The sequence below is a fragment of the Dehalococcoidales bacterium genome, from assembly GCA_028716225.1.
Taxonomy (GTDB): Bacteria; Chloroflexota; Dehalococcoidia; order Dehalococcoidales; family UBA5760; genus UBA5760.
In genome coordinates this window covers 1-12,166 of record JAQUQE010000036.1, presented here as the reverse complement: position 1 = coordinate 12,166, position 12,166 = coordinate 1, and the positions used below count along the sequence as shown (strand labels likewise).

Sequence of the window (12,166 nt, the reverse complement as noted above, 5' to 3'; positions counted from 1 at the left end):
TACTATCTTTCGCGTACACCGTCGTCATGTCGACCAGGCAAACCGTACAAGAATACCTCGCCACATCTGCGGCCCATACCGAATACCCCACCCACCTCGGAAACAGGATCTCTGTGGTATCCTCCAAGCCAAAACCGTCCCGAAGATACAACGTGCGCTCGGTTGCGCCTATGTACACCGACGGCCCCGCTGACCCTCCGCCGGTCGATTCTAAAATTGCATACTTGCTCTTAAGATCAATCTCCAAAACAACGACTCCATCGGCGTCAAAAAGAACACTATAAGAATTAACATCGACACAGCCCTGTCGTTCGATCCTGGCAATCTGGTTCATTATAAGCCTCCACACAAAAACATAACGACTCAATCCGGTTTGTCAACCAAAATGTTAAACACCGGATCTTCGCTCCCAAAATCACACGAAGGGCATTTAAAACCAAAAATCACCTCGAAAACATGACCGTTGTCACACCGATACATCGTTCTGATCTTATTCGGATTGTGCTTATGGAATTCCCCCTCTTCATCACAATACGACTCACTTCCGAGCATCGTACTCGAACACCCCTTATCGTACACTTTGCTCTTGCGCCCTTCCCGTTTACAAACCGGACATATTATCTTGTAATACATGCTTCACCTAATCATTGCGGCATCTCATCTTTTCCCATACTCTCGCCGGAACCAAAATCCAGTCTCTATCGGTTCTCGGGTCATCCTCGCCACCTTGGATCTCTATGGCGACCGCCGGTTCGCATTGCTTGGCATCGGCTTCTGCCATGATCTTCTTCAACCACGACCATTTGATAGAAATAGAAGCCTTTTGGGTCTGCTTGCACTCCACTAAGAACTTCAAATCGTCGACCGAGACATTGCGTACATCGCCCTTGGAATACTGACTGGCACCGGACCCGCGCACGCGCACACCACCAAGCCTCCCCGCGATACGGTCCTCTTGTTCACGCGGCGGTCTCCCCGTACCGTCGCTATACCTTTCCGGATTATGCCTTCCTGGCATCCACGACCTGTCCAGTCATGTACTTCAGCAGTATATCCCGCATCACCTGATACGTCTGGGGTTCCGCCATTCTCGCGATTGCCTCGGCCTTCGTCTTGAACTCCTCATTTTTGCCGACATACCAACGCTTCTTATTCCCTTCCCCGGTAGAGCGAAAAAGCCCATACTTCTCCGCTTGGGCCAAAAAATACTTTTCCTCGTCTATTTTACCGGCGTCATCGCCAGACACAATCAACGTATAGCTCCCCGTCTGTTGTGGCGGTGCGGTATGGTTCTTGAGCGTTTTGCAGGTAATCAATACGCTCTTCCCTATCGTCGTCTGAAAATCCTTTATCATATCCGTATCGCGAGTTTCTTTCTCCCAATCCGAGGCCCAAATATCCACGATCACGCTCGCAGTGAACTTCTGAGCATTCCCGGCGGACATTACTCGGTTATCGCCAAACACAACACCGATCTTCTCGCGCAACTGGTTTATCCATATGTGCGTAGTAAGCCGATGATAGTCCCGAGCGACCATCGTAGCCCCCGCCGCCTGCTTCCTGGCCATCTTGCCCATGAGGCGAGCAGCAAGCCCTTGCTGCCACTCCTCTGCGCTCTTTACGACCTCTGTTCGAGGCGTCATCGAAGCAATCGAATCAAGAACGATAAGATCCAGCTCGCCGGTTCTGAATATCGCGTCGTAAATATCAATCGCCTCTTCCATGGTCTCCGGCCGCACGTACAGCAGCCGCTCAAGATCCATACCTAGTTTTTCAGCCCATGAAGGCTCTAGTGCTCGTTCGATGTCTACCAGCGCAACCCGGAATTCGCTAAACGAATTCTCTTCCAGTCCCTTTAACCGCTCCTTATATTCGGAATCCTTCTCTATGTAGACCTTGCCGTCTTCCAGCGTTTTTCTCAATCTCGCTGGCCTATACAGGCCCTTGGCGTAGCAATCACATGTGGCCCTGGCAATCTTGTCCTCGCCTACGTACTCAAACTCCATATCAAAAACCGGTCGAAAACAGTTGGCGCACAACCTCTGAGCATTTGCTATTGTCTTGTAGGCCGTTACTGTTTTCCCCGAGGATTCGTTACCCCGAAATATCGTCACACGGCCCGCTGGTATCCCCCCTCCAAGCGCCCGGTCCCACGACAGACTGCCGACAGAAATACGCTTCAAATCCTGAACGGAAGCCTTGGCAATATCTATCGTACCCGCACCATGCGCTTTGTTGATCGCTACTTTCAGATCCTTGAGCCTTGTAAATGCCATTTTATTCCTTTGGAAGCTGCTCGAATACCACTGCTTTGATGTTGTCGACTAACGTCCCGCTTGGCGGAAGCATTACATAAATACGCTGAAGTTTATTGACTAAGTAATCGCATCGCACTTGCAGTTTCGCCATACGCTCAACGAACTGTGCCATTGTCTCATCCTTGCGAGCACCGAACTCCTTGCGTAACTTAAGATTGCCAGCCCGCTCTGCCTCAATATCGGCAGCCAAGGCATTACGTTCAAACGTCATCTCTGCCAGCTCGGTTTTGAGCCGCACAATCTCAGCGTGATTCGCCTTGTTGACCCGAGCAAACTCGTCTCGTGCACAATGCAAATCAACTTCAATCTGTTCATAGGCAGCCTTGTGAACCAGGCCAGAAGGCGAATCGTGCTCTTCATGCTCGTTTAACAAATCAAGCACTTTGGCCAGTGGCATATCGCTATCTTCCTTGGAATCGTAGAAATACTGGCCAAATTTGCCAGTGTGAATTTCGTAACGTGGTTCTCCCATGTGATCCTCCAAAATTCCCCGCCAACTTCGACGCCCGGCATGGCGAGGGCTCCCCTCCGGTAAGCCGGGGAAAATGACAAAACCGGCTACGACCTGGGTGGAGGTCAATCCAGTCGCGTCTAAAGACCCACGGACTTGCCGATGGATCTTATTCGCAAATACTGCTCGTTCGTTTTTTCCGCCAGTTCTTCCGACAGTGCCTCGAATGCCTCCACAATTGAAGCACCGTCCGAAATGGGAAGCTCCTCGATCACGTCCACCTGATGCGACTCATAGTCTTTGGCCGCCTTCAGGGTCAGGCCGTAGCTGAGACTGATTGTACGGCGGACGCAGTTGTCCAGTAAGCCGATGACATCGGCTGGCACATCCGGCACGTATTTGGACTTACCGACCGCTGCCTCTTCCCTCTTGACCATTTCGAGAATGAAATTCTCGCACGCAGCCAGCACGCTATCTCGTTGCACGCCCTGATAGGACACGGAAATCCCCAGCTTGACCCGTGCGAACTCGAACCGCCGCAGTTCGATTGTGCGTCCGCTCTGAAACCCCACCCGCTCCATCTCGGAGCCATCGCTGTGCATCGCGAACTTTCCAGACCCACCCTGGGTCGTTTCGTGCTCCACGGGTTGTCCCCGATCATTAACGACACGGGACTCCGTGACATTGCCTTCAACTTTTTTCATCTTTTGCCTCCTAGCAGTTTTCAACAATCAACTTTCAGCACTAACTTTAATCAGGAAAAACTGTTTTGTCAACCATCTATTTCAACGCCAATCTCTTTCCATTTTTCGCGGATCTCTTCACCGGCACTTGAACGTCTACTCACAAGCCCGTGCCTCTGGATCACAAGCTTTACAGCCAGCATCATGGCATCCGTATACAACCTGTCCCCCCGGTCTGACCTGAACGGTGTTTTCGGAATGATCCCTACGTTTATCCAGTGATTGATCGCTTCCGCCGACCGGCCGATCCGCTCCGCAAACGTGGTGATAGTGAACGCCTCCACTTGTTTCCCAGCCACTTCTACCATCACTGGCGCACGAGGACCACGATGAGGGACTTCGATTTCCCCGCGCTCAATCATGGCTTTCTTTTTTTGACGTTGCTCTTCCCTGTATCGCCTCGACGCCTCGATAGCCCGAGCCCTGGCCGCAGGGTCAGACCTGTATTTGGCTTTCCTTTTCTCGGACAACTCGTCCCTACGCTCGGCATAGTAGTTTTTCAGATATTCGCTTCTATCTTTCTCCACCATATCACTTCTCCGCAATTCCAATGCGCCGATAGAACCGTTGCCGGTTATACCACTTGGGCACAAGCTGTCTGACCTCTTCATCGACAACATCCAAAACTATCGGATGAGGTTTCTCTTTGCATATACCCGCACGCCAAGGACACAGCCGCTGGCACTTCGTAGGCTCCGCAACGCACCAACGACGCACACGCCCAACCGTCTGCTCGACATCACTCACTGGCGTAGCAAGCACCAAGACATCCAGCGCCTCCAGGTCGAACCCCTCCTCGATAATCTGCTTCGTACAAAAAAGAACATTCGCAGACTCCGCACGCTCGAGATCCTCCCTCTTCCGCTTTGCCATCTTCGGCTCGCCCTTCCGATGGCTCTTGGTCGTCGAATCCCAAACCTCGCCTGTAAACCACTCCCCTGTATAGAAGTCAATTCGAGGCACGAACGGTAAATCCAAGTTGAACAGTGACTCCGCGAGCATATCGCTCATCTTCTTCAAATGCTGTATTCGCTCGCTCACCACCATGACTTTCCGTCCAGCACAAACCGCCGAAACAACTTGGTCCACAATGTCCTTCGACCGAAAATCATCCTCGCCAAGCTGCGTGAGAATCTGGGCGCTATTCAAGTCACCAACGTCCACCCTATAACGCCCCCTGACAATCGGCTTCATTTGAGTATTCGCGTACAGTATTCGCAGCTTCGGAATCTGCGCTTCTGTCGTGGCCTCAAAGGATATATCGCTTATGTGGTTGAAAAATACATCCTGAGCCCCGTCCTTCCTTCGAGGCGTTGCAGTCAGACCGATCCTCCAAGCGGCATTAAATCGACAAATAACTGAATTCCACGACGGCGCTGCTGTACGATGGCAATTATGAACAATAGCCGCACCCGCTATCTGATAAGAAGGATGCCCGGATACTTTAAGATTAAAAACCTCTACCCTATCACCTTCAATACGTGATCCAAGTCGTTCAAAATCTGACAGTTTTGGAATCGATACACTAACCACCCTTTTTCTCTCAAAAGGGAATCCTTCTTCGCATCCCGAACGTGAGCAACTTTGCTGCCATGAGATGCCCCATCTATTTCTATCGCAATCATTTTCTCCTTGTTTGCGATGTCCACTTTGTAGTGACTCGGAAGCCTTTTCTCGTTCGTTCTCTTTGCCCCTGTTCTTACTATGTACTCCTGCTGCCATCCATCCCCAAGGGAATCCAAGAGGATTTTCTGAGGGACAGTCATCCCTCTTCCGTTTCCGCCTTGTATCTTCGGCTTGTGTCCGATCTCCCTCAGTCGACTGGATACCTTTTCCCTCACTGCCTCCGATAACATCGGATTCAATGACTTCATCCGCTGAGACGCCGCTTCTCGAATCTGAGGATTTTCCCGATGCCACTTTTTCACCGCATTCGAGCGAATCTCCGACATGTCGCTGATATGCTCCCTCATCCACTTCTCTCGACAAGATATCGAACAAAAACGATTCCTGTTCTTCTTCACGGGCTCTCCGCATATTTCGCACTGATGCCTCTCCCGTCGCTTCGATATCCCCGTGCATAATCGAGAGCAGTATTTCCGATCCCTCCTTACCGAATTTGGCTTTCCACAGATCTGACATGTATTTGGTGTATGATGTGCCATGTCTTAGCATGATACCAATGCTATCAGCACACGTCAATGTATTATGCCCGTCAAGATTCTCGGCTTTTACCCATCCATCCTCTGTCATCCATGGATGATCAGCCGTACAGATATACTCTATTCCGTCACTCAACCGGATAAGTCGCATATCCTTAATATAAGCGTACCTCTTAGTTGTTTTTTCTACAAAACCTTCACCAAGTGCGTTTAAAACAGTATCCCCAATTTTGACATCCTTTATCTTCTTTACTCCATCACTAAGGACAACCTTCGTACTCCCAATAAAACATTCATCACTGATTACAGTTCCAAATGAAGATGTGTACAACTCATCCGGATATTTTTCGCCGCCGTCTCGTGCCAGCGATTGAATCATCCCTATAACGAAATCCTTGTCTTCATATTCGCATTTGGATTGACGAATGATCCCAATTCGAGCATCCGGCATAAAATACTCAATACGCTTCCTCCACTGATCAAGAAAAAATTCTTTGTGAACCATAATGAGCGTCCTACGACCAATCCTACGGGCAATCTCTAATGCCACTGGCGACTTACCAAACCCGCAACTTGCTTTCAAAAGGAAGCCACCCCATTTTAGCCCTTCCATTTTAGCGTGGTAAACACGCATGGCGTCTTCTTGCTCGGCAAAGTGACCCTCGGCCCTGTACCGAGTAGACAACTTCTGCATCGGCGCACCATACGATATCTGCAAGGTTTCATCGTGCGGCTTTGTCATGTTCTTGCGATACCAGTTGCGAGGCACACCAATGTGCGTATCCGTCTCCTCGAACATGAATATAGGCGGCGGGTCGGCCTTGGACATGATGTCCGTCGTCTTCTTCGGATAAACAGTCAGCCGCTTCTTGATATTGTCAAGTTGATGAATTTCAAGCTCGTCGAGGGGAATCCAAACTAGTCCGCTTACCAATACGTGCATCTTCACCTCAGAATGGAATATCGTCGTCCGTCATAGGCGGCGCATCACGGTCCGTGGGCGGCGGCGCATCATCACCCCACCCCGCACCCGCTACTCTCGCCTTTCCGCGTGCAGCACCGCCACTTTCGCTCGACCTGGGGCCTCCGCTTTCCCACCCTACAAGCTGTGAGAGCTTGTGATAGTACACCACTGGATTGATGTCGAAAACACCGGTCCCGCTGGCATTCGTGAAATCTGGAATGTCCAACTGCAATTTGGTCGGATCGGCCCCGTGCCCAACGAGGTGCTGCTCGAAATCCTCGGGAAGTACCCGCTCCCGATACTCCCAATCACCGCCGACGGCCGCCTCCTTCTGGCCGCTACGCCTCGTGTGCCACACGGTGCCTGTCAAGTCGGGGATACCGTGTTCCGCCTTCAGCTCCTCCTGCTTTCCGAAAAGCAACTGCAAAATACCGGGCTTGTCCCGTGATCCGCGTTTAGCACCAAGCAAAACCCGCTGAAAAGCACGTTCGTACACTCTTCCACTCGAGGTCTCAAACGTCTCGTGGTGCAAATTCATCTTGCCATTCTTAAACTCGACCTGCCCCATGTCGATGACCGGGAAGAATCCGATATGGTATGGATAGTTACCCCCGCCGTTCTTGGCACACATCGGACACTGTTTGCCTTCTAACTCTCCAGTCAACAGGCCGTTCTTACCGAGACAAATAGCCGTGAATGACCCTAGCACATTGTAGGCATCGCGTATCTGAAAAAGACCGTGCTCAAAGATCCTGAACGGCAACCCGGACAGGAACAGCACCCGTTTTACGGCTGGCTTTCCAGGCACCAAGTTGGGCTTTTTGCCGCCACTCGGCTCCGGCACCGAAAACCGGTATTTGTACAGGCGCTCATTGTCAGACATCCCGCCGCCACTGTTTCCGCCCCCGCCATTCCCGCCGTCATCGTAGTCGTCGAGACCATCCCAGCCTTGCGAATAACTTCCGATTCCCATCGTTTTTCTCCTTGTGAATCTCGTTCACTGTCTTGTAAAGCACGCGCACTTGAGTGCGCTACCTTTGCACTAATCTCAAACGTGGCCCCGTTTGGACCACATCTACATCGTCAAACGTAATCGGTTGTTCCGAGATCCTTCGGTTTTCTTCCCGAGGATTCGACAGGCAAACCATTTTTGCACCGTAGGGCTGCCCCATCCCCATCCAGTACGACCACGCCAGCCCCTTGTTGCCCCAAACCCAGTGTTTTAGAAGCTGAGACACCATGGGCATCCCACCTTCATCTAGAACACGCCAGCCATTCCCCATCTCATCGTCTAGAAGAAGATCGGCCCTGGTCTTCAGCTCCACTATGATTTTATCAATTTTATCGATGTCTTTGACTTGAGATACGTGCTGTTGCCCCAGTGTGTACGCCAACTCCACCGATTCCAGCTCTTCAACTTGCATCACTCAGCTCCTCTTGATAAAACTTACAACACTATCGCCGCTTTGTCAACTAAAACGGTATATCGTCGTAGGATTCCCCTGTTCCTGCTTCTTCGATCTCGTCGAACCGCATCGCATCAAAATCCCAATGCGCCTTTATCAGCGTCTTCTTTGTATAACCTCGTCGTATTTTCAGCGGACGAAACTTCATGACTTTATCGGCACGATCATCCTTGCTTTGCTCAAGAGCAATAACCGTTTGAGCGTCCTGCCCAATTTCGTCGGCCAGCGCAATCGTCCCCAGTCGAGCACCCCCGCCTTTCTTTTCAGACAGCTCAGCTACCCTGTTCTGCTGAGCAAACCCTACCGCCGCGTACCGATGCTTCTTGCTATTCTGCTTGATCCACTCCAAAGCAGCCAGCAACTTATCCTTGCGCTCGCCCTTGATCTTGAGGTCGTACATCGAATCGCAAGCAACCAAATCGGGCTTGCACGCCCGTATCGCCGCGTCAATCCCCCGTGGAGTAATGTCGTCCTCGGAATCCATTATGTAGAGTCCATCTTGCATCTTCAGGCTGTTGATTGTCTCACTGTACTTTGCCTCAATCGCACTCGGCAATTCCCCGGCGACGACCTGCTGATAGCTAACAGACGAATGCACAACAAAAAATCGCTCGGCCATGGACAGCTTGTCCATTTCGGGTGAAATAACCAAAACCTTTTTACCCTTCATCCACGCATGACGAGCGCAAATCACAGCAATAAAGCTTTTACCAGACCCAGGTCTCGCAACAAACATAGTAAGAGTCCGGGGCCATAGACCAGCCGTCATTATATCCAGTGACGGCCACGGCATTTCTATTCCCCGGTATCCATTAGCAACTTGTCTGTACCACTCAAGCACCTCGTCACCAAGGCTAAACATCGTTGCTGGCATATGCTTTCTCTCAAGCTCTGCCGCTGATTCAATCAACCGCTCCATGCTTGCGGATAAAACACCGGGATCTTTACCCTCGTATCCGTTGGCAACCACATCCTGTGCACAAGCAATCACCTTACGCAGCACGTAAGTGCGATGAACAATCGAGGCGTAATAAGAAATATTCGCCGAAGTAACAACAGTGTCCGCAAATTTAGAAAACCGAATAGCACCTCCAGCAGCGTCAAGCTCCCCCCTGGCAATCAATTTACCGCCCAGCGTCACGGCATCTATCGGGATGCCCTCCTCAGCCAGGTCTTTCATTGCATCAAATATCATTCGATTGGATCTGGCGTAAAAATCGTCTGAATCAATAATAGATCTTGCTTCTTGCAAGCAGGAGTTATTCAGCAAAATTGCGCCAAGGACTGCATCCTCCGCATCCATGTCATACGGTGGAACCCGACCCCTATCTGTCACCATTAGATCCTCAATTCGCCAGCAACTCTTTTAACTTCACAGCTTCGGCCTCGCGCTGATTCTTCCCTATTGCCCTAACAGGTATCGTGCACTCCTTCAAAGCGTGAATCGTGGATTCCTTCACGTCAAGCTCTTCCACCCATTTCGACACCGGAGGATTGGCAGTAATAATCGTGACCAGCTTACGCGCACTCCGCGCTCGGATAAGCTCGTCGAAAAGCGCAGCACCAAATCCGGTGGAATCGACTATGCCCTTGCCAAAGTCATCCAAAATCAAAACATCGACAGTACGTGCACGATCCCAGTACGTCTCGTCCTCGTCGAAATAATCCTTATCAACAACCATCCGCTTCAGATCGGCGGCCTCAACAAAAAGAACCGTGTGTCCTCGCCGCCTAAACTCCTTGGCGATAACAACAGACGCACACGTTTTCCCTGTGCCGTTGATCCCGTAGACTATCAGACCCGCCCCCTCAATCATCGCTTGGTCAAGATGATCAATGTATTTTCTCACCATAGCCTGTAGGCTATCGTCTGAGTTTTTGGAGCTACCACGGCTCGTGATCTGGTCAAATTTGGCAAACCAATACCGCTTCGGAATGTTCATCCGCTCTAAATCTTCGGTTGTCAGCTCTCGCCGGTATGGAGCTTCGCTAAACATCACCCCACCCGACCAATGGCATCTTTGCTTCTGCATCTGGATCATGTTCGCCTACCATGTGTTTTTTCTTTTTCCGCCGCTCAGCCTTGGCATCCTTTATGCTCTTTGCCCGCTCGTAAACCTTGCCCTCCGAAGCTTCCACAAAATACTTGTCGCGCATCGCCCACAACATTTTAATATTCGGGGCACCACCAAGCCTCCCATGGCTTTGGTCAATAATCCCCTGCCAATTGTCGCAAAACCACGCGACCGTCTTTTTTACAATTTCTTCACCGTAATGTGCGAGCAATCGCTCCGCACAGTTCTTCTCCGCCCAAACCCACAACGTCTGGCTTGTGGCATTCCAGTCTTTCCCGGGCTCCACCACAAACCACTTCCGATTATTGCGATAGATACCGTCAATGAACCATTCTTGGACAAAAAACCAATTTGGCGTCCCGTCGGATCGCCGCTTCGGCTTGGCTCGCGCTCCGATGTTCTTTTCGGTCATCAAGACCTGACGATAAGTTGTCGCATTAGGCTCCTCGAACTCAGGATGGGCCTTTAACACTTCCGCTTTAACCGCTTTTCGTTTAGACCGCTTCGACGCAACCTCGGCTGCAGCTTGCACGGTCTTCTCTACCTGCCGCTGGACAATGGCCTCAAGTCGCGAACGCCAAGCTTCTTTCTTCGTCGTCATGGTGGTATCGCCCCTTCAGCAATTCAACCTTCCCGGCTTGCACTGTTATCAAGCGCCCGCCGACAGCAACCAACAGCTCGACCCACTTGTCCCGGAAATCGATTCCGACTTGGGCCTTACATTGAGCACAAAACTCGGTAGCTTCCGCATCGCTCATGTCGATAATCCGGTCCCTCCATGTGGTAACATTCCGCACTGTACCCATACCGGCTACTGTACGAACTGTATCTCCGATGAAGAACCTGTTGTTATCCATTCCATTCCCTCTATCTCCCGCGCCTCATTGATAGGAAGCTCGCGGTAGTCGTTCATCCAAATAGGTGAACGGAAAACATGCTCGTTCCACGTCCACCCATCGAGCGCAAACATTCGACTTGCTATCACACCATAGTTGGCATCCGGCACCGAAGCCACAACAAGCCGAGCCTCCTCTATAATCAAAGCAAGCCTATCACCAAACGAAACCGTAGGATCTTCTTCCGGCGCTTCAATCCGTATGCCGGTATCCTGGTCCAGGACCGAACGCCTGGTTCCGAACACGGACTTAGCTTTAGCTATCAATAGCCCAAGGTCCATCAGGATCACGTCCTCAATGTCAAAGATTTCGTTGCCTACAGGCTCGATGTCTGTACACCCGATCACGTCTACAAACGTACTACCTTTTTTCTGCTTTGTCAACGATTGATGTTAGAGCGGCGATCCATTCCGTACGTTTTTTCGCGCCGGTTATCCTCTTCGGTCACATAGTCTAACACGATCTGAACGTTGTTTTTCCCCCCGATGGCAGCCAAAAAGGATCGGATAGAATTCATTAAGTGAGCATTGCGTCCGATGACTTGTCCCACATCCCGCTTGTTCGTTCGCAAGGCAACAAGCACCGTATAGCCTTTGCACTCGATGTCCACCTGTACTTCCTCTGGATTGTTGACGAGATGCCGCGCAATCATAACCACTTCTCGAATCGCAGCCGTTACATCCTCGCTCACTCGCCCCCTGGTATCATTCGCTACTTCATTCATTTCATATACCCAAGTCAGCTTTCTTTGCTTCAACCGTTCTCCGGCGCTCTTCAACCAACAAACGTTCCCGCTCTTTTGTCAAGCCTTCCCGTATCCGCCAATTGGTTCGTCGCGCCCGCGCTCGAGACTCATGAAGCTCATCCATTTGGACCCGGTAACAACGAACCATATTCCAAAGCTGTTTCTTCATGGTAAAAGGCAAATCGCCCGCATCCTGAAACAGATCCCTTGCCTTGTTAATGAACTGGCGTTTTGTAGGCGGCAACTTGATGCTTTTGAAATCATGTAAAATCTCAGCTACGGTCATCTCTGTCATGTCGCAACTCCAACAAGAATCTCTTATATGTATAATTTAACTGCTGAACAT

Annotated in this window: 16 protein-coding genes; all 16 read right to left on the bottom strand. The window is 50.8% G+C overall.

Annotation, left to right across the window (positions count from 1 at the left end; translation table 11 throughout):
* The coding region (locus PHI12_11655) for a hypothetical protein (protein ID MDD5511445.1) at positions 1–334 on the bottom strand (334 nt) is incomplete at its 3' end.
* A 306-nt stretch (positions 335–640) separates the two neighbouring features.
* Entirely contained in the window at positions 641–1,018 is a 378-nt protein-coding gene (locus tag PHI12_11650; GenBank protein MDD5511444.1) for a hypothetical protein, read from the bottom strand.
* Entirely contained in the window at positions 1,002–2,276 is a 1,275-nt protein-coding gene (locus tag PHI12_11645) for a hypothetical protein (GenBank protein MDD5511443.1), read from the bottom strand. The genes PHI12_11650 and PHI12_11645 overlap by 17 nt, the downstream gene beginning before the upstream one ends.
* Before the next feature lies 1 nt (position 2,277).
* Entirely contained in the window at positions 2,278–2,790 is a 513-nt protein-coding gene (locus tag PHI12_11640; protein ID MDD5511442.1) for a hypothetical protein, read from the bottom strand.
* Between the two features lie 119 nt (positions 2,791–2,909).
* Entirely contained in the window at positions 2,910–3,497 is a 588-nt protein-coding gene (locus PHI12_11635) for a hypothetical protein (protein MDD5511441.1), read from the bottom strand.
* A 44-nt stretch (positions 3,498–3,541) separates the two neighbouring features.
* The gene (locus tag PHI12_11630) at positions 3,542–4,042 is read right to left on the bottom strand and encodes a hypothetical protein (protein ID MDD5511440.1); all 501 of its coding nucleotides are present in this window, start codon (positions 4,040–4,042) and stop codon (positions 3,542–3,544) included.
* Between the two features lies 1 nt (position 4,043).
* Positions 4,044–6,617 carry a DEAD/DEAH box helicase family protein gene (locus PHI12_11625; protein ID MDD5511439.1) on the bottom strand — a complete coding sequence of 858 codons (2,574 nt, stop codon included), beginning with the start codon at positions 6,615–6,617 and terminating at the stop codon, positions 4,044–4,046.
* 7 nt (positions 6,618–6,624) lie between these two features.
* Positions 6,625–7,611 (bottom strand): hypothetical protein, encoded by a 987-nt coding sequence (locus PHI12_11620; GenBank protein MDD5511438.1) that lies wholly within the window; start codon positions 7,609–7,611, stop codon positions 6,625–6,627.
* 58 nt (positions 7,612–7,669) lie between these two features.
* Positions 7,670–8,065 carry a hypothetical protein gene (locus PHI12_11615; GenBank protein MDD5511437.1) on the bottom strand — a complete coding sequence of 132 codons (396 nt, stop codon included), beginning with the start codon at positions 8,063–8,065 and terminating at the stop codon, positions 7,670–7,672.
* 46 nt (positions 8,066–8,111) lie between these two features.
* A complete protein-coding gene (locus PHI12_11610) occupies positions 8,112–9,443 on the bottom strand; it encodes a DnaB-like helicase N-terminal domain-containing protein (GenBank protein ID MDD5511436.1) in 1,332 nt (443 codons plus the stop codon).
* Positions 9,444–9,450: 7 nt separating this feature from the next.
* Complete coding sequence (locus tag PHI12_11605; protein ID MDD5511435.1) at positions 9,451–10,101, bottom strand: ATP-binding protein; 651 nt, start codon at positions 10,099–10,101, stop codon at positions 9,451–9,453.
* The gene (locus PHI12_11600) at positions 10,094–10,780 is read right to left on the bottom strand and encodes a hypothetical protein (GenBank protein MDD5511434.1); all 687 of its coding nucleotides are present in this window, start codon (positions 10,778–10,780) and stop codon (positions 10,094–10,096) included. The genes PHI12_11605 and PHI12_11600 overlap by 8 nt, the downstream gene beginning before the upstream one ends.
* A complete protein-coding gene (locus PHI12_11595) occupies positions 10,743–11,036 on the bottom strand; it encodes a hypothetical protein (GenBank protein MDD5511433.1) in 294 nt (97 codons plus the stop codon). The genes PHI12_11600 and PHI12_11595 overlap by 38 nt, the downstream gene beginning before the upstream one ends.
* A complete protein-coding gene (locus PHI12_11590; GenBank protein MDD5511432.1) occupies positions 10,991–11,458 on the bottom strand; it encodes a hypothetical protein in 468 nt (155 codons plus the stop codon). The genes PHI12_11595 and PHI12_11590 overlap by 46 nt, the downstream gene beginning before the upstream one ends.
* Positions 11,455–11,832, bottom strand: coding sequence for a KH domain-containing protein (locus tag PHI12_11585; protein ID MDD5511431.1), 378 nt, complete (start codon positions 11,830–11,832; stop codon positions 11,455–11,457). The genes PHI12_11590 and PHI12_11585 overlap by 4 nt, the downstream gene beginning before the upstream one ends.
* The gene (locus tag PHI12_11580; GenBank protein ID MDD5511430.1) at positions 11,801–12,115 is read right to left on the bottom strand and encodes a hypothetical protein; all 315 of its coding nucleotides are present in this window, start codon (positions 12,113–12,115) and stop codon (positions 11,801–11,803) included. The genes PHI12_11585 and PHI12_11580 overlap by 32 nt, the downstream gene beginning before the upstream one ends.
* Positions 12,116–12,166 lie beyond the last annotated feature (51 nt).